Consider the following 17,009-nt stretch of genomic DNA (forward strand, 5'->3'; position numbering starts at 1 on the left):
ATCATCGACAACGGCGAATTCAATCACGGCCTCACGTACTCGGGCCACCCGGTCGCGGCGGCCGTCGCGGTCGCGAACCTGAAGCTGCTGCGCGATGAAGGGATCGTCGAGCGCGTGAAGAACGACATCGGGCCGTATTTCCAGCGCCGGCTGCGCGATGCGCTGGGCGACCATCCGATCGTCGGGGAGATTGCGGGAGCGGGGCTGGTCGCGGGCGTTCAGCTTGCGCGCGACCGGCAGCAGCGCGAGCGGTTCGGTGCGAACATCGATATCGGCACGATCTGCCGCGACTTCTGCTTCAACGGCAACCTGATCATGCGCGCGACCGGTGACCGGATGCTGCTGTCGCCGCCGCTCGTGATTCGCGAGGCGGAGGTCGACGAGATCGTCGACAAGGCGAAGCGCGCGTTCGATGCGACGGCGGAGCGGGTGGGGCGCGCGGAGTAAGTAAGCCGGCGCAGCATCGCGTGCTGCGCCGAGGAGCAAGCGCGGCACCAAAACGAAAAGGCCCTGCGTCGTGAGACGCAGGGCCTTGAATTCTTTGGTGGGCGGTACTGGGATCGAACCAGTGACCCCTGCCGTGTGAAGGCAGTGCTCTACCGCTGAGCTAACCGCCCAAAGAAGCTGAAATTATGTCAGGGCTTTGAGGGTCTGTAAAGCACTTTCTGCAAATATTTTTCAGATCCCCGCACATACCTGCCAGCCGGCCGTTCGCTCAGCCTGCGAGCGCGGGCAGCGCGTCGATCGACGCGCGCACGTAATCCGCGAAGCGCAGCGCAACCGGCTCGGTGGTGCCGCTACGCTTCAGCGCGAGCGTGCGCGATTCGAGCGACGCATCCTTCAGCGGCCGGAACGCGAGCCGCTCGCTCTTTACCTGCTGCAGCAGGCGCGGCACGAGCGCGATGCCCATCCCGAACTCGATCATCGACAGGATCGTCTGCCACAGCCGTGCCTCGTGGCGGATCAGCGGGCTGAAGCCGGCATTCACGCACTGCGCGATGATCAGGTCGTGGTAGTGCGGCGCCGCTTCGCGCGGGAACAGGATGAACGGTTCCGCGGCCAGTGCGGCGAGCGCGACCTGCTTGCGCTTTGCGAGCGGATGCGCGGCCGGCAGGCAGCACACGAACGGTTCCGCATAGACGGGCGTCGATTCGACCTCGGGCGGGAAGTGGCCCCAGTGCGCGTAGCCGAGATCGATCTGGCCGCGCTGGATCGCCTGCACCTGCGCCTGCGTGTTCATTTCGCTCAGCACGACTTCGACACCGGGATAGTCGGCCTCGAAGCGTCGCACGGCATCGGGCAGCCCGCGATACAGCATCGAATGAACGAAGCCGATCCGCAGCCGGCCCGCGAGCCCCGACGCGGAGCGCACCGTCAGGCGTTCGGCCTCGGCCGCCTGCAGCAGCAGCCGGCGCGCTTCGCCGAGCAGCACCTCGCCCGCGTTGGTCAGCGCGACGGTCTTGTTGGTGCGCGAGAACAACTGCACGCCGAGCGCGTCCTCGAACTTGCGGATGTCGAAACTCAGCGCCGGCTGCGAGATGAACAGGCGTTTCGCCGCGCGCCCGAAATGCAGTTCCTCGGCGACCGCCACGAAGTAGCGCAACTGCCTCAGTTCCATCGTGTCTCCTCGCGGCGTCGGCATCGATAAGCGATATCTATCGTACCGGATAAATCCTGTATTGGACGCTTATCGATCGCGCGCCTACGCTCTGCGGAAGGCTTTGCACGGGACTGGCCGGGCGCCGCGGCGCCCCTCCAGCCGACGGGCAGGCAACCCAGGAGACGCACGCATGAACGACACCGCTCGCACGCCGGACGCCGGCGCATCCAATATCCCCGACAGCCGGGGCATCAATTTCTTCACCATCGATCCCGATCTCGGCGCGTTGCTGAAGCTGCATCTCGGCGATGCCCGCTATGCCGAGCTCGAGCCGCAACTGCGCGCGCTCGGCGCACGCGTGTCGGGCGAACTCGACGAATGGGCGTCGCGCGCGGACAAGCACCCGCCCGTGCTCGAGCATCGCACTCGGCGCGGCGAGGCCGTGCAGCGGATCGACAAGGATCCCGCGTATGTCGCACTCGAACGCGTCGCATATTCCGAGCTCGGGCTCGCTTCGCTGAGCCACGGATCCGACTCGGTGCCGCCGCTCGTCAAGTACGCGCTGACGTTCCTGTTCGTGCAGGCGGAATTCGGGCTGTGCTGCCCGGTCAGCATGACCGATTCGCTGACACGCACGCTGCGCCGTTTCGGCGATCCGGCGCTCGTCGCGCGTTACCTGCCGATGCTTGCGTCACGCGACTTCGACACGCTGTACCAGGGCGCGATGTTCATGACCGAGCAGGCGGCGGGTTCCGACGTCGGCCGGATCGCGACGAAGGCGACGCGCGAGACCGGCGCGCACGGCGAGGCCCTCTGGCGCCTGACCGGCGACAAGTGGTTCTGCTCGAACGCGGATGCCGATCTCGCGATGGTGCTCGCGCGGCCCGACGGCGCGCCGGACGGCATCAAGGGCCTGGCGCTGTTCCTGCTGCCGAAGACGCTGCCGGACGGCACGCGCAACCGCTACCGGATCGTGCGCCTGAAGGACAAGCTCGGCAGCCGTTCGATGGCGAGCGGCGAGATCGCGCTGGAAGGTGCACAGGCGTACCTGATCGGCGAGATCGGCCGCGGCTTTCACCAGATGGCCGACATGATCAACATGTCGCGGCTGTCGAACGGCGTGCGCGCGGCGGGGCTGATGCGGCGCGCGCTGAACGAGGCGCTGCACGTCGCCGCGCATCGCGAGGCCTTCGGCCGCAAGCTGATCGAGATGCCGCTGATGCAGCGCCAGTTGCTGAAGATGCTGCTGCCGGCCGAGGCCGCGCGCGCGATGTTCATGCAGATCGCGCTGCTGCTGCCGCAGGCCGATGCGGGCGACGAGCAGGCCGCGCGCTGCGTGCGGATCCTGACGCCGCTGATCAAGTTCCGCGCGTGCCGCGATGCGCGGCGCGTGACGGGCGATGCGATGGAAGTGCGCGGCGGCACCGGCTACATCGAGGAGTGGAGCGACGCGCGCATCGTGCGCGATGCGCATCTCGGCTCGATCTGGGAGGGCACGAGCAACATCGTCGCGCTCGACGTCGCGCGGGCCGCGCAGCGCGAGCACGCGCTCGATGCGCTGCGTGCGTACCTCGGCGACCGCCTCGGCGCGGCGCCGCTGCCGGATGCGAGCCGCGCGGCGCTGCGGCGCATCCTCGCGCGTGCCTGCGACGCGCTCGCGCGGGTCGCTGACGAAGGTGACGACGCGCGCGTGCGGCAGGCCGCGTCCGCGCTGTACTACGCGAGTGCGGCCGTGCTGATGGCGTGCGAGGGCGTGCGGCTCGCGCCGGATTTCCGGCGGCTCGCGCTCGCGCATCTGGTCGTGCGCCACAAGCTGCTGCCGGTCGATCCGCTCGCACCGGCGTCACGCGACGACGAATCGCCCGCATACGCAGCGCTGCTGGGCGGCACGCCGATCGCGCTCGATACCGCGCTCGACCTGCTGCCGGAGGTCGAACGATGAGCACGACGCGTGGCGCACTGGACGGCCTGAAGGTCGTCGACCTGAGCCGCGTGCTTGGCGGCCCGTGCTGCACGCAGGCGCTCGCCGACCACGGCGCGACGGTGGTCAAGATCGAGCCGCCGGACGGCGACGAGACGCGCGGCTGGGGGCCGCCGTTCCTCGGCGATACCGCGTGGTATTTCATGGGCGTGAACCGCAACAAGGAAGGGCTCGCGCTCGACCTGTCGCGCGACGAGGGGCGCGCGATCCTGTGGCGCCTGCTTGAAGAGGCCGACGTGCTCGTCGAGAACTTCAAGCCCGGCACGCTCGCGCGCTGGGGAATGGACTACACGCGCGACCTGCAGCCGCGCTTCCCGCGCCTGATCCATTGCGCGGTGACGGGCTTCGGTGAAGGCGGCCCGCTCGGCGGGCTGCCCGGCTACGACGCGGTGATCCAGGCGATGGCGGGGCTGATGAGCGTCAACGGCGAGCGCGACGGCGACGCAACGCGCATCGGCCTGCCGATCGTCGACATGGTCACGGGCCTCAACGCGTTGGCCGGCATCCTGCTGGCGCTCGCCGAGCGCGAGAAGAGCGGGCAAGGGCAGTCGATCGACATCGCGCTGTACGACTGCGGCGTGTCGCTGCTGCATCCGCACCTGCCGAACTTCTTCGGCTCGGGGCGCGTGCCGGCGCGCAGCGGCAACGCGCACCCGAACATCGCGCCGTACGACAGCTACCGTACGGCGACCGTGCCGATCTTCCTCGCGATAGGCAACGACCGGCAGTTCGCACGGCTCGTCGCGCATCTCGGCGTGCCGGCGCTCGCCGGCGATCCGCGCTTCGTCGACAACCGCAGCCGCTGTGCGCACCGGCCTGAACTGAAGGCCGAACTGGAGGCACGGCTCGCCGCGCATGCCTGCGAGCCGCTCGCACGCGACCTGATGGCGGCCGGCGTGCCGTGCGGGCCGGTGCGCACGGTCGCCGACGTCGCGCACGATCCGCATGCGCTGCACCGGAACCTGTTCGTCGAGATCGGTGCGTATCGCGGCACGGCGTCGCCGGTGAAGCTGTCGCGCACGCCGGCCACCTATCGTTCGCCGCCGCCCGCGCTGGGCGGCGATACGCGCGCGGTGCTCGAGCGCCTCGGCGTCGATCCCGCGCTCCAGCAGCAACTGCTCGACGCCGGCGTGCTGAAGATCGCACCCGACCAGACGTGACCGACCGACGCGCGCGCCGGTGAGCATGGCCGGCCGACGAAACGGAACGTCAAGCAACGCAACGTCAAGCAACGCCGCCGGCCGGCGGCGCAATGCCGGCCACCCGGGAAAGGCGCGCGACAGTCGCGCCCCCGACACACCAACATGGAGACATCGATGAGCCGCCAGCAATCCCCGACTGCCGCGCCGCAACTGCGGCCCGGCCGCGCCGCCTTCGCGGCGTTCGTCGGCACCACGATCGAGTGGTACGACTTCTACATCTACGGCACGGCGGCAGCGCTCGTGTTCGGCAAGGTGTTCTTTTCGAGCACGATGGATCCCGGCGTCGCGACGCTGCTGGCGTTCGTCACGTTCTGGGCCGGCTTCGCCGCGCGGCCGCTCGGCGGCATCGTGTTCGGGCATCTCGGCGACCGCGTCGGCCGCAAGACCGCGCTCGTGATCACGCTGGTGATGATGGGGCTGGCTACGACCGGCATCGGCCTGTTGCCCGGCTATGCGCAGATCGGCGTCTGGGCGCCGGCCGGCCTCGTCGTGCTGCGCGTGCTGCAGGGCATCGCGGTCGGTGGCGAGTGGGGCGGCGCGGTGCTGATCGCGAGCGAGAACGCGCCGAAGCATCGCAGCATCCTGTATGCGGCGTTCGCGCAGCAGGGCTCGCCCACCGGCAACCTGCTGGCCACGGCCGCATTCTTCGCGCTGAGCGCGCTGCCCACCCCGTCGTTCCTGATGTGGGGCTGGCGCATTCCGTTCCTGCTGTCGGCCGTGCTCGTGATCATCGGCATGGTGATCCGGCTGAAGCTCGAGGAGTCGGCCGACATGCAGCGCGTGCTCGCGCGCAAGCGCACCGTGAAGCTGCCGCTGCGCGACGTCGTGCGCGATCACTGGGTCGTCGTGCTGCTCGCGGCCGGCACGCTGCCGGTGATCAACGTCACCTACTTCCGCAGCACGTTCGCGCTGTCGTGGGCGACCAAGGAGCTCGGTTACGCGCAGGGCACGTTCCTCGGCATCCTGTCGATCTCGCTCGTCGTGCAGTTCCTGATGCAGCCGGTCGGCGCGTGGTTCGTGTCGAAGGTCGACATGCGCCGCGCGATGTGCTGGATCCTGATTCCGGAAATCGTGCTGATGCCCGTGATGTTCCATGCGCTCGCAACGCGCTCGTACTGGGTGGCCGTCGCGGGCATGTGCATCTCGACGATTCCGTCGGCGATGTTCTATGGCGCGGTCGGCGGCGTGCTCGCGCGCGTGTTTCCGGCCAACATCCGCTACACGGGCCTGTCGCTCGCGTACCAGTTGAGCGCGCTCGTCGTCGGCGGCGGCACGCCGGTGCTCGCGCAGGCGATCCTCAATTCGACCGGCAGCATCGTCGGCGTCGCGGTCGCATCGGGGCTTTACGCGCTCGTGTCGCTCGTGTGCATGCTGGCGCTGCTGAATCGCACCGGGTATCGCGCGGACGAGCTGTCGACGGCCGAACGCAGCGATGCGGCCGAATGGGGTACGGAAGGCGCCGCCGCTGACACTCCGGCCGGTGCGGTCCCGCCGCCGGACGATCGCGGCACGCTGAAGCCGGTGGGTTGAATCGGGCGGTCGGTGTGACCGGGGCGGCCCCGGCCGTGTCGCATCGCAGCGGTTCGGATGCGCCAAAAGCAAACGGCACCGTGCGATGACACGATGCCGTTTGTCGTTTCCCGCGAAGTGACCGGCGCGGCCGGCCGTCGCGAATGATGCCGGTCAGCCTTCCGTCGGCGGCACGTAGCCGGACGCCTGGTCGGCGCCGTCGCCGAAGAAGTACTTCTCGGTCTGCTTCATCAGGTACTGGCGCGCACGCGGGTCGGCCATGTTCAGGCGGTTTTCATTGATCAGCATCGTCTGCTGCTTCAGCCAGCCTTGCCACGCTTCCTTCGAGACGCTCTCGTAAATGCGCTTGCCGAGTTCGCCCGGCAGCGGCGGGAAATCGAGGCCTTCGGCTTCCTTGCCGAGCTTCGCGCATTGGATCATTCGAGCCATCGTGTACTTCTCCTGTAATCGGACTGGGGGAGGGCAGTCGTGCCTGCGCTCAGAGCTGTTTCATCAGCACGAGCGACTTGCGCTGCCAGTTATAGAGTTTGCGGCGGTCTTCCGGCAGGTCGTCGACGCTGACCTTGACGAAGCCGCGCTTGAGGAACCAGTGCTCGGTGCGCGTCGTGAGCACGAAGATGTGCGTGAGGCCGCGCGCGCGGGCACGCTGCTCGATGCGCTTGAGCAGGCGTTCGCCGTCGCCCGAGCCTTGTGCTTCCGGCGCGACCGTCAGGCACGCCATCTCGCCGATCTTCTCCTGCTGGTACGGATACAGCGCCGCGCAGCCGAACAGCACGCCATCGTGCTCGATCACCGAGAAGTGGTCGATGTCGCGTTCGATCTGGTGGCGGCCGCGCCGCACCAGCGTGCCGTCCGACTCGAGCGGCTCGATCAGCGACAGGATGCCGCCGACGTCGTCCGGTGTCGCTTCGCGCAGGCTCTCGAGGTTCTCGTACGAGATCATCGTGCCGACGCCGTCGTGCAGGAACAGTTCGAGCAGCATGCTGCCGTCGAGCGATTGCGGGATCAGGTGCGCCCGGGTCACGCCGCCGCGGCACGCGCGGATCGAATGCTTCAAGAAAAATGCGTCGTCGCCCTGGACGTTGCCGGAATCGAGCAGCTCGGCCGCCGCGTCGAGCGACATTTCACGCACCAGCTCGCCTTCGTCGTCGACGATGCCGGGCGCTTCGGTCAGGAAGATGATCTTGTCGGCGCGCAGCGCGATCGCGGCGGCCGACGCGACATCTTCCATCGACAGGTTGAACGCTTCGCCGGTCGGCGAGAAGCCGAGCGGCGACAGCAGCACGAGCTTGCGGCTCGCGAGCGAATGACGGATCGATTCGGCGTCGATCTTGCGCACGATGCCCGTATGCGCGAAATCGACCCCGTCGAGAATCCCCACCGGCCGTGCGGTCACGAAGTTGCCCGACACGACGCTGATGTGCGCGTGCGCCATCGGCGAGTTCGGCAGACCCTGGCTGATCGCGGCCTCGATGTCGAGACGCACTTCACCGGCCGCTTCCTTCGCGGATTCGAGCGCGCGCGCATCGGTGATGCGCAGCCCGTGTGAAAACTCGGATTCGACACCGTGCAGGCTCAACTGCTCCTCGACCTGCGGGCGCGAGCCGTGCACCAGCACGATCTGGATACCCATCGCCTGCAGCAGCGCGATGTCGGACACGAGCGCATTCAGCAGCCCCTGCTGCACCACCTCGCCGCCAAACCCCACGACGAACGTGCTGTTGCGGAACTTGTGGATATAGGGCGCGACGGAGCGCATCCAGTCGACGAACTGCGCGTGACTGGCGGTCGAGTCGTCGGCAGCCGGCGGCGTCGTGGCGCCGGTCTGGGCGGGAGGGAGGTCGGTTTGGGAATTCATGGGCGGGATTATAATGCGCCCCCATGTCGAATGTACCTAAAAGTCCCGCGCCGACGCGGGCCAAAGCGCCGTCGGCCCGGCACCCGGATGGTGCGGCCGATGCACGCCAGCAGCAGGGCCAGCCGCCGCGCCGGCCGCAGGAACAGCCGGCGGGCAAACCTGCACACGCGCCGCGCGGCGACGCATCGCGCGACGCGCGCCAGCCGGCCGCGAAGGATGCGTCCGCTGCGACGGGCGAGCGCGCGCCGCGCCGCGAGCGTCCGCCGCGCGCGGTCGTCGCACCAAACCCGGTTCCGCCGATCACGTACCCCGAAAGCCTGCCGGTGTCGGGCAAGCGCGACGAAATCGCGCGCGCGATCGCCGGTCATCAGGTTGTCATCGTCTGCGGCGAAACCGGCTCGGGCAAGACCACGCAGCTGCCGAAGATCTGTCTCGATCTCGGCCGCGGCCTCGGCGCCGGCGGCACGGGCCTGATCGGCCATACGCAGCCGCGCCGCCTCGCCGCGTCGTCCACCGGCCGCCGGATCGCCGAGGAGCTCGGCACGCCGTTCGGCGAAGTGGTCGGCTACAAGGTGCGCTTTACCGACAATCTCGCGCCGGGCGCGTCCGTGAAGCTGATGACGGACGGGATCCTGCTCGCCGAGACGCAGACCGACCCGTTGCTGAAGGCGTACGACACGCTGATCATCGACGAGGCGCACGAGCGCAGCCTGAACATCGACTTCCTGCTCGGCTACCTGAAGGAAATCCTGCCGAGGCGGCCGGACCTGAAGCTGATCGTCACGTCCGCGACGATCGACGCCGATCGCTTCGCGCGCCATTTCGGCACCGACGAGCGCCCGGCGCCCGTGATCGAGGTGAGCGGGCGGCTGTATCCGGTCGAGATGCGCTACCGGCCGGTGGCCGAGGATCGCCCGGCCGTGAAGCACGCCGAAGGCACGGGCGGCCGCGACCGCGTGAAGACCGCGCGCGAAGCCGAGCGCGACCTGATGGACGCGATCGTCGACGCGGTCGACGAGCTGTGCCGCGAAGGCCCCGGCGACGTGCTGGTGTTCCTGCCCGGCGAGCGCGAGATCCGCGAAGCGGCTGAGGCGCTGCGCAAGCACCATCCGCCGCACACCGAGATCCTGCCGCTGTTCGCGCGGCTCTCGGCGGCCGACCAGGACAAGGTGTTCAAGGCGTCGAACGCGCGCCGGATCGTGCTCGCGACCAACGTGGCCGAAACCTCGCTGACGGTGCCGGGCATCCGCTACGTCGTCGATACGGGCCTTGCGCGCGTGAAGCGCTATTCGTACCGGAACAAGGTCGAGCAACTGCAGGTCGAGTCGATCTCGCAGGCGGCCGCGAACCAGCGCGCGGGCCGTTGCGGCCGCGTGGCCGACGGCGTCTGCATCCGCTTGTACGAGGAAAGCGACTACCAGGCGCGCGCGCGTTTCACCGATCCGGAAATCCTGCGCTCGTCGCTCGCGTCGGTGATCCTGCGGATGAAGTCGCTGCATCTCACCGCGATCGAATCGTTCCCGTTCCTCGAGCCGCCGCCCGGCCGCGCGATCGCGGACGGCTACCAACTGCTCAACGAGCTCGGCGCGGTCGACGACGACAACGCGCTGACGCCGCTCGGCCGCGAACTCGCGCGGCTGCCCCTCGACCCGCGCGTCGGCCGGATGATTCTCGCCGCGCGCGACCAGCAGTCGCTGCGCGAGGTGCTGATCATCGCGAGCGCGCTGTCCGTGCAGGACCCGCGCGACCGCCCGATCGAAGCGCAGGAGCAGGCCGACCAGGCGCACCGCCGGTTTGCCGACGAGCGCTCCGAATTCCTGCAGTGGCTGAAGATCTGGGCGTGGTTCGAAGAGGCGGTCGCGCACAAGAAGTCGAACCGCCAGCTGGTCGACGCGTGCCGGCAGAACTTCCTGTCGCACCTGCGGCTGCGCGAGTGGCGCGACGTCCATTCGCAGCTGCTGACCGTCGTGCGCGAGCACGGCTGGCGGCTGAACGAAGTCGAGGCGACCTACGAACAGGTCCATCTGGCCCTGTTGACGGGCCTGCTCGGCAACCTCGGCCTGAAGGCCGACGACGATCCGCACTATCTCGGCGCGCGCGGGATCAAGTTCTACCTGTGGCCGGGCTCCGTGCTCGCGAAGAAGGCCGGCCGCTGGGTGATGGCGGCCGAGCTCGTCGAGACGAGCCGGCTGTACGCGCGCTGCCTCGCGAAGATCGAGCCCGAATGGGTCGAGAAGATCGGCGCGCACCTGCTGAAGAAATCGCTGTCGGAGCCGCACTGGGAAAAGCGCCCGGCGCAGGTCAGCGCGTACGAGCGCGCGACGCTGTACGGGCTGCCGATCTACCACCGCCGGCGCGTCGCGTTCGGCAAGCAGGATCCGGCGCGGGCGCGCGAGCTGTTCATCCGCGGCGCGCTGGTCGAGGGCGAGTTCGACACGAAGCTCGCGTTCTTCGCGCACAACCGCAAGCTGCTCGCCGACATCGAGCAGCTCGAGCACAAGTCGCGCCGGCAGGACGTGCTGGTCGACGACGAGCTGATCTACGCGTACTACGACCAGGCGATTCCGGAAGGGATTCACACGGGCGCCGCGTTCGAGCGCTGGTATCGCGACGAGGTGAAGAAGGGCGGCCAGCCCGAGGACAAGCTGCGGCTGCTGTACCTGTCGCGCGACGACCTGATGCGCCACGAGGCGGCCGGCGTGACGACCGAGCTGTTCCCGAAGCGGGCGACGATGGCCGGCGTCGAGATGGCGCTCACGTATCACTTCGAGCCCGGCACGCCGCGCGACGGCGTGACGCTCGCGGTGCCGCTGTATGCGCTGAACCAGGTCGATGCGCGCCGCTGCGAGTGGCTCGTGCCCGGGATGCTGAAGGAAAAGGTGCAGTTGCTGCTGAAGTCGCTGCCGCAGAAGCTGCGCCGGCATTGCGTGCCGCTGCCCGAGTACGCGGCCGGCTTCGTCGAGCGGATGGGCCGCGAGCGCTTCGGCGCGGGCGGGCTCGTCGAGGCGCTGATCGCCGACGTGCGCGGCGAGACGCAAATCGCGATGAAAACGGCCGACTTCAAGCTGGAAACGCTGCCCGCGCACCTGTTCATGAACTTCAAGGTGATCGACGAGCACGGCCGCCAGCTCGCGATGGGGCGCAATCTCGCGCAGCTTCGCCAGGAGCTGGGCGCGCAGGCGCAGCAGCAGTTCCAGAAGATCGCGGCGGGGGGCGATGCCGACGGCGGCGAGCCGATCGGCCAGGCGCCGGCCACGGCAGCGACGACGGGTGCCGCCGGCCGCCACGCGAAGGCCGGCAAGGGCGCGGCGCCGCAGACGGCCGCGCCGGCGGAAGCCGGTGCGACCGCGCTGTACGAGAACCTGACGACGTGGAATTTCGGCAAGCTGCCCGAGCTGCTGGAGATCCGCCGGCGGGGCCAGACGCTGTACGGCTACCCGGCGCTCGTCGATCGCGGCACGCATTGCGACGTCGAGGTGTTCGATTCGCCGGAGGAGGCCGCGCGCATCCACCGGGCCGGCCTGCGGCGACTGTTCGCGCTGCAGCTGAAGGAGCCGATCAAGTTCCTCGAGAAAAACCTGCCGGGCCTGCGCGAGATGGCGATGCAGTACATGTCGCTCGGCACGCAGGACGAGCTGCGCGACCAGCTGATCGACACGGCGCTCGACCGCGCGTGCCTGCAGGATCCGCTGCCCGACGACGACGCGAGTTTCCATGCGCGCCGCGACGAGGGCCGGAGCCGCCTGAACCTGCTCGCGCAGGAAATCGCGCGGCTGGTCGGGCAGATCCTGGCCGAATACGCGGGGCTCGTGAAGAAGCTCGCGCAGGCGAAACCGTTCGCGCAGGCGCATGCGGACCTGCAGCAGCAGCTCGCCGCACTGGTCGGCAAGCGCTTCGTGATCGATACGCCGTACGCGCAACTGGCGCACTTCCCGCGCTACCTGAAGGGCATCGCGCTGCGGATCGACAAGCTGAAGGCCGACCCGGCGCGCGACGCGAAGCAGTCGGCCGACCTGTTGCCGCTCGCCCAGCAGTACCAGCGCGCGGTGTCGCAGCGCGGCGGCGTCGCCGATGCGCGGCTCGCGGAATTCCGCTGGCTGCTCGAGGAACTGCGGATTTCGCTGTTCGCGCAGGAACTGCGTACACCGATGCCTGTCTCTGTCAAGCGTCTGCACAAGGTCTGGGAGTCGATGCAGCGCTAGCGCAACAGCGGTTTCCCGGGCCCGCACCGGTGGCCGGCCCCGGCCGGCCGCGCGGCGCCTGCCGCGCCGGCCGACCGGGCCGCCGCGGCGTGCGTCGAAGTGGCGCAATGCCGGCTTCGGTCAACCGGCCGGGCCGGTTGAACGTTTTACAATGACGGTTGTTCCTCGACGTGAGTCTTCATGCGCACTTTCCTTTCCCTCGGCCGCACGCTCGCGCTGGCCGCCGCCGTGCTGGCGCCCGCCGCACACGCGAATAACGTCATCATCCTCAATTCGGCCGAAGCGACGCTTTCCCTGATCGACCAGCAGACCCGCGAAGTCGTCAGCACGATGCCGACCGGCAAGGAACCGCATCACCTGATGGCGACGCCCGACAATTCGTCGCTGATCGTTGCAAATTCGGTCTCGAACAGCCTGATGTTTCTCGATCCGAAGACGGGCAAGCTGCAGCGCACCGTCGAGGGAATCGACGATCCTTACCAGCTCGGCTTCTCGCCCGACCGCAAATGGTTCGCGGCGGCCGGCCTGCGGCTCGACCGCGTCGACATCTACGGCTACGACGGCCGCGACCTGAAGCTCGTGAAGCGCGTGCCGCTCGCGGTGATGCCGAGCCACCTCGCGTTCACGAAGGACAGCAAGACGCTGCTCGTGTCGCTGCAGGTTTCCGGCGAGATCGCGGCGATCGACCTGCCGACGCAGACGGTCAAGTGGAAGATGAAGGTCGGCAAGGTGCCGGCCGGCCTGTGGCTCACGCCGGACGACAAGTACCTGCTCGTCGGGATGACCGGCGCGGATTACGTCGCGGTGGTCGACTGGCGCAACCAGAAGGTCGTCAAGCAGATCTACACCGGCAAGGGCGCGCACAACTTCCGCTCACTCGCCGACGGCACGCACGTCGCGGTCACGAACCGGGTCGCGAACACGATCAGCATCATCGACGAGAACACGCTCACCAACGTCGGCGACATCACCGGCCTGCTGCCGGGCCCGGACGACATGGAGCTGTCCGCCGACAAGAAGACGCTGTGGGTGACGTTCCGCTTCGCGAAGAAGGTCGGGATCATCGACCTGGCGTCGCGCAAGCTGGTGCAGACGATCGCCGTCGGCCGCTCGCCGCACGGCATCTATTTCTACGACCGCGCGCCGTGGCGCGCCGCGAACGGCGCGTGACGGGCGGGGGAGAACGATGCTGCACCTGATCGATGCATTCGTCTCGGACATCCAGACCTGGCTGTACGTCGACGTCGTGCAGCCGCTCCTCTTCAAGTTCAACCTGATGGACTATGACGAGGACACCTACGACGCGCTGTACTGGGTGATCGTCGGGGCGCTGCAGATGGTGCTGATGTTCGTGCTGCTGCGCCCGCTCGAGGCGCTGCTGCCCGTCGAGCGCTGGACGAACCGCCGGGCCGTGCGGGTCGACGTGATCTACACGGCGATCGCGAAGCTCGGCATCTACTCGCTGTTCTTCTTCTTCGCGCTGCAGCCGCTGTTCGACAACTTCCAGGCGTGGCTGCGCCTGCACGGCGTCGCGAACCTGAATCTCGACTACCTGTGGCCGGGCGTGACCTCGAAGCCGATCGTCACGTTCGCGATCTATCTCGTCGTGCTCGATTTCGCCGGCTACTGGTATCACCGCTGGCAGCACAAGTTCGGCATCTGGTGGGAGCTGCACGCGGTGCATCACAGCCAGCGCCAGATGTCGCTGTGGTGCGATGACCGCAACCACGTGCTCGACGACGTGATCCAGTCGTGCTTCTTCGCGGCGATCGCGCTCGTGATCGGCGTGACGCCGTCGCAGTTCGTCGTGCTGACCGCGTTCACGAACTTCATGCAGAGCATTCAGCATACGAATGCGCGGCTGCCGTTCGGCTGGCTCGGCGAGCGCCTGCTCGTGAGCCCGATCTTCCACCGGCGCCACCACGCGGTCGGCTACGGCCACGAAGGCACGAAGTACGGCTGCAACTTCGGCGTGCTGTTCCCGTGGTGGGACATGATGTTCGGCACCGCGTCGTGGAACCGCACGGTCGAGCCGACCGGGATCCGCGACCAGGTCGAGGGCGTGTCCTACGGCGAAGGCTTCTGGGCGCAGCACGGCCTCGCGTTCGTGCGGATCTTCCGGCGCCTGTTCCCCGCCAAGCGCGGCGCGGCATCGGCCTGACCCGGCCATTCCCACGTTGAGCGGCTCTCCCACGCGGCCCGCATGTGCTTTGGCGCATGCGGGCCGCGTGGTTTATCCTTTCCCCGTTTTTCTCCGTCGATACAGGCTCGCATGAACGACTTGCTGCGTTCCTTCGTCCGGGCATTGGCGAGTGCACTGCATCCGCGCATGCTGTGGCTCACCCTGATGCCGTTTCTCGTCTCGGCCGTCCTGTGGGGCGTCGTGCTGTGGTTCTCGTGGCAGTCGCTGCTGGACCTCGCACGCGGCGCGCTCGACGGCTTCGTGCTGACGGCCATGCTGTACCGCGCGTTCGACGCGATCGGCATGTCGCAGCTGCATGCCGTCGTCGCGCCGTTCGTGGTCGTGTCGCTCGCGATTCCGCTGATCGTGCTGACCGTGCTGCTGCTGATCGCGACGATTTCGATGCCGGTCGTGATCAAGCACCTCGCGAACCGGCAGTTCGCGGCGCTCGAGGCGAAGCGGGGCGGCACCTTCTTCGGCAGCGTGTTCAATTCGCTGTGGGCGGCGCTGGCCGGCGTCGTCGTGCTGGTCGTCACGATCCCGCTGTGGTTGATTCCGCCGTTCTTCGCGCTGCTGCCGCCGGTGATCTGGGGCTGGCTCACCTACCGCGTGATGACCTACGACGCGCTCGCGCTGCACGCGAGCCGCGACGAGCGCCGGGCGCTCGTGCGGCAGCATCGCTGGCCGCTGATCGGCATCGGCGTCGCGACCGGGCTGCTCGGCACCGTGCCGACCTTCGTGTGGGTGTCGTCGGTCTGGATGATGGTGCTGTTCCCGTTCGTCGCGGCGGCCATGATCTGGGTATACGCTTTCATCCTCGTCTTCTCGGCGCTGTGGTTCGGGCATTACTGCCTGCGCGCGCTGGAGGACCTGCGTGCGAGTTCGCGCGCCACCGCAATCGACATGGGGCAGGCATGAGCATCGGCATCATCATCATCGGCGACGAAATCCTTTCGGGCCGCCGACAGGACAAGCATCTGGCGAAGGTCATCGAGCTGCTCGGCGCGCGCGGCCTCACGCTCGACTGGGCCGAATACGTCGGCGACGATCCGGCGCGCATCACGGCGACCCTCGCCCGCGCGATCGCGTCGGGCGACATCGTGTTCTCGACGGGCGGCATCGGCGCGACGCCGGACGACCACACGCGCCAGTGCGCGGCCGCCGCGCTCGGCGTGCCGCTCGAACTGCATCCGGAAGCGAAGGTGCTGATTTCCGAGCGGATCCGCGAAACGCACACCGATCCGGCCAAGCCGGTCGATTTCGAGTCGCCGGAGAACCAGCACCGCTTCAACATGGGCGTGTTCCCGGTGGGCGCGACGATCATCCCGAACGGCTACAACCGGATTCCCGGCTTCTCGGTCGGCGACCTGCACTTCGTGCCGGGCTTCCCGGTGATGGCGTGGCCGATGATCGAATGGGTGCTCGACACGAAGTACGCGCACCTGCATCACGCGACGCCGCACGCGGAGCGCTCGTTGTACGTGTTCGAGCTGCCGGAATCGACGCTCACGCCGCTGATGGAGCGCATCGAGCGCGATTTCCCGGGCGTGCGCGTGTTCAGCCTGCCGAGCGTCGGCGATGCGGAGCGCGGCGGGATCTATGCGCGCCGCCACATCGACCTCGGCGTGAAGGGTGAGCCGGAAGCGGTCGCAGCCGCATACGTGAAGCTGCGCGAAGGCGTGCACCTGCTTGGCGGCGACGTCGTCGAACCCGATACGCCGCGCGCCTGAGCGGCCCCTCAATCAGCCGCACAAAAACCACGGGCCGCGCAACGCGGCCCGTCATCGGCATGTCATCGCCCGGCTCGACGATGGGGTTGTCGCAACCGGCGGGAGCGGCGTGCCGTCAGGCGCCGATCCACGGCAGTTTCCGGAAGCACCAGCCTTCGACCGTCTTGCGGTGGCCTTCGGCGTCCTTCGCGCCCTCGAAGCCTTCGAGCAGGTCGAAGGCCTTCGTGAAGCCGGCCTGCGTGGAGGCGACCGCGGCGAGCTTCGAGCGCGCGGCGCTGCGGCACAGGAACAGGATGGGCGTATCGGCCGGGAGGGCCGCCTTCAGTTCGTTGACGAATTCGGCGTTCGGCACGCCGCCCGGGTAGCGCGTCCATTCGAGGTGGAGGTACTGGCCGTCGCCGACGAGCGGGCGGCCGATCCAGTCGAGTTCGGCGCGGGTGCGCACGTCGACGAGGCGCGCCGACGGATCGAGCTGCAGCAGTTCGAACGCCTCGGCCGGCAGCAGCGCCCCGGCGTAGTTGAGCGCGGCTTGTGCGCGGCGTTCGTCGGCCTTCGCATAAAGCTGGTCGAGCGTACTCATGGCAGGGAGTCTCCTATCGGTCAAACGAATATTCTAGCGCGGCGTCGCGGCACGGATGTCCGCGTGGAGTACGGTGTGCGCACCCCACACGCGTTCACCAAAAGAGTGCAGAATGGTGCGCATGCACCAAGATGATTCCGCGGA

Annotated in this window: 13 protein-coding genes and 1 tRNA gene; 9 read left to right on the top strand and 5 right to left on the bottom strand. The window is 68.3% G+C overall.

Annotated features, from left to right (window positions below):
• A partial coding sequence (locus QZM35_RS08810; RefSeq protein ID WP_301775825.1) for an aminotransferase class III-fold pyridoxal phosphate-dependent enzyme occupies positions 1 to 447 on the top strand: 447 nt, incomplete at its 5' end.
• Between the two features lie 95 nt (positions 448 to 542).
• On the opposite strand, the gene QZM35_RS08815 is transcribed toward QZM35_RS08810, so the two are convergent.
• Both QZM35_RS08815 and QZM35_RS08820 read right to left on the bottom strand, forming a co-directional pair.
• A tRNA-Val gene (locus QZM35_RS08815) sits at positions 543 to 617 on the bottom strand.
• A 98-nt stretch (positions 618 to 715) separates the two neighbouring features.
• A complete protein-coding gene (locus QZM35_RS08820; protein ID WP_089425791.1) occupies positions 716 to 1,618 on the bottom strand; it encodes a LysR family transcriptional regulator in 903 nt (300 codons plus the stop codon).
• 172 nt (positions 1,619 to 1,790) lie between these two features.
• Between QZM35_RS08820 and QZM35_RS08825 the strand changes: the two genes are divergently transcribed.
• The 3 genes from QZM35_RS08825 to QZM35_RS08835 all read left to right on the top strand — a co-directional run bounded on the left by QZM35_RS08825 (position 1,791) and on the right by QZM35_RS08835 (position 6,313).
• Positions 1,791 to 3,542 (top strand): acyl-CoA dehydrogenase family protein, encoded by a 1,752-nt coding sequence (locus tag QZM35_RS08825; RefSeq protein WP_301775826.1) that lies wholly within the window; start codon positions 1,791 to 1,793, stop codon positions 3,540 to 3,542.
• Positions 3,539 to 4,741, top strand: coding sequence for a CaiB/BaiF CoA-transferase family protein (locus QZM35_RS08830; RefSeq protein WP_301775827.1), 1,203 nt, complete (start codon positions 3,539 to 3,541; stop codon positions 4,739 to 4,741). The genes QZM35_RS08825 and QZM35_RS08830 overlap by 4 nt, the downstream gene beginning before the upstream one ends.
• A gap of 156 nt (positions 4,742 to 4,897) precedes the next feature.
• Positions 4,898 to 6,313 carry an MFS transporter gene (locus QZM35_RS08835; protein ID WP_089425955.1) on the top strand — a complete coding sequence of 472 codons (1,416 nt, stop codon included), beginning with the start codon at positions 4,898 to 4,900 and terminating at the stop codon, positions 6,311 to 6,313.
• Positions 6,314 to 6,466: 153 nt separating this feature from the next.
• Here the strand turns inward: QZM35_RS08835 and QZM35_RS08840 are convergent, their stop codons facing one another.
• Complete coding sequence (locus tag QZM35_RS08840) at positions 6,467 to 6,742, bottom strand: oxidative damage protection protein (protein WP_006478357.1); 276 nt, start codon at positions 6,740 to 6,742, stop codon at positions 6,467 to 6,469.
• A gap of 49 nt (positions 6,743 to 6,791) precedes the next feature.
• Positions 6,792 to 8,171 carry an amino-acid N-acetyltransferase gene (gene argA / locus QZM35_RS08845; protein ID WP_069248380.1) on the bottom strand — a complete coding sequence of 460 codons (1,380 nt, stop codon included), beginning with the start codon at positions 8,169 to 8,171 and terminating at the stop codon, positions 6,792 to 6,794.
• A 23-nt stretch (positions 8,172 to 8,194) separates the two neighbouring features.
• On the opposite strand from argA, the gene hrpA reads away from it, so the two are divergent.
• The 5 genes from hrpA to QZM35_RS08870 all read left to right on the top strand — a co-directional run bounded on the left by hrpA (position 8,195) and on the right by QZM35_RS08870 (position 16,285).
• Positions 8,195 to 12,373, top strand: a complete 4,179-nt coding sequence (hrpA, locus tag QZM35_RS08850) for an ATP-dependent RNA helicase HrpA (RefSeq protein WP_301775828.1) — start codon at positions 8,195 to 8,197, stop codon at positions 12,371 to 12,373.
• A 180-nt stretch (positions 12,374 to 12,553) separates the two neighbouring features.
• Entirely contained in the window at positions 12,554 to 13,543 is a 990-nt protein-coding gene (locus QZM35_RS08855) for a beta-propeller fold lactonase family protein (protein ID WP_089425787.1), read from the top strand.
• Positions 13,544 to 13,559: 16 nt separating this feature from the next.
• The gene (locus QZM35_RS08860; RefSeq protein ID WP_043190403.1) at positions 13,560 to 14,534 is read left to right on the top strand and encodes a sterol desaturase family protein; all 975 of its coding nucleotides are present in this window, start codon (positions 13,560 to 13,562) and stop codon (positions 14,532 to 14,534) included.
• Between the two features lie 111 nt (positions 14,535 to 14,645).
• On the top strand, positions 14,646 to 15,473 hold the full coding sequence (locus QZM35_RS08865) for an EI24 domain-containing protein (RefSeq protein WP_089425786.1): 828 nt from the start codon (positions 14,646 to 14,648) through the stop codon (positions 15,471 to 15,473).
• The gene (locus QZM35_RS08870; protein ID WP_089425785.1) at positions 15,470 to 16,285 is read left to right on the top strand and encodes a molybdopterin-binding protein; all 816 of its coding nucleotides are present in this window, start codon (positions 15,470 to 15,472) and stop codon (positions 16,283 to 16,285) included. Before QZM35_RS08865 ends, QZM35_RS08870 begins: the two co-directional genes overlap by 4 nt.
• 115 nt (positions 16,286 to 16,400) lie before the next feature.
• On the opposite strand, the gene QZM35_RS08875 is transcribed toward QZM35_RS08870, so the two are convergent.
• Positions 16,401 to 16,865: a rhodanese-like domain-containing protein gene (locus QZM35_RS08875; protein WP_089425784.1), complete on the bottom strand. Its 465-nt coding sequence runs from the start codon at positions 16,863 to 16,865 to the stop codon at positions 16,401 to 16,403.
• Between the last annotated feature and the right edge of the window lie 144 nt (positions 16,866 to 17,009).

Origin of the sequence: Burkholderia sp. AU45274 (assembly GCF_030482505.1) — a bacterium.
GTDB lineage: Bacteria > Pseudomonadota > Gammaproteobacteria > Burkholderiales > Burkholderiaceae > Burkholderia.

Bases quoted from the DNA above. Each gene is read 5' to 3' on its own strand.
- QZM35_RS08820 (WP_089425791.1), bottom strand. From the start codon at position 1,618: ATGGAACTGAGGCAGTTGCGCTACTTCGTGGCGGTCGCCGAGGAACTG.
- argA (WP_069248380.1), bottom strand. From the start codon at position 8,171: ATGAATTCCCAAACCGACCTCCCTCCCGCCCAGACCGGCGCCACGACG.
- QZM35_RS08825 (WP_301775826.1), top strand. From the start codon at position 1,791: ATGAACGACACCGCTCGCACGCCGGACGCCGGCGCATCCAATATCCCC.
- QZM35_RS08840 (WP_006478357.1), bottom strand. From the start codon at position 6,742: ATGGCTCGAATGATCCAATGCGCGAAGCTCGGCAAGGAAGCCGAAGGC.
- QZM35_RS08865 (WP_089425786.1), top strand. From the start codon at position 14,646: ATGAACGACTTGCTGCGTTCCTTCGTCCGGGCATTGGCGAGTGCACTG.
- QZM35_RS08875 (WP_089425784.1), bottom strand. From the start codon at position 16,865: ATGAGTACGCTCGACCAGCTTTATGCGAAGGCCGACGAACGCCGCGCA.
- QZM35_RS08870 (WP_089425785.1), top strand. From the start codon at position 15,470: ATGAGCATCGGCATCATCATCATCGGCGACGAAATCCTTTCGGGCCGC.
- QZM35_RS08860 (WP_043190403.1), top strand. From the start codon at position 13,560: ATGCTGCACCTGATCGATGCATTCGTCTCGGACATCCAGACCTGGCTG.
- QZM35_RS08830 (WP_301775827.1), top strand. From the start codon at position 3,539: ATGAGCACGACGCGTGGCGCACTGGACGGCCTGAAGGTCGTCGACCTG.
- QZM35_RS08855 (WP_089425787.1), top strand. From the start codon at position 12,554: ATGCGCACTTTCCTTTCCCTCGGCCGCACGCTCGCGCTGGCCGCCGCC.
- QZM35_RS08835 (WP_089425955.1), top strand. From the start codon at position 4,898: ATGAGCCGCCAGCAATCCCCGACTGCCGCGCCGCAACTGCGGCCCGGC.
- hrpA (WP_301775828.1), top strand. From the start codon at position 8,195: ATGTCGAATGTACCTAAAAGTCCCGCGCCGACGCGGGCCAAAGCGCCG.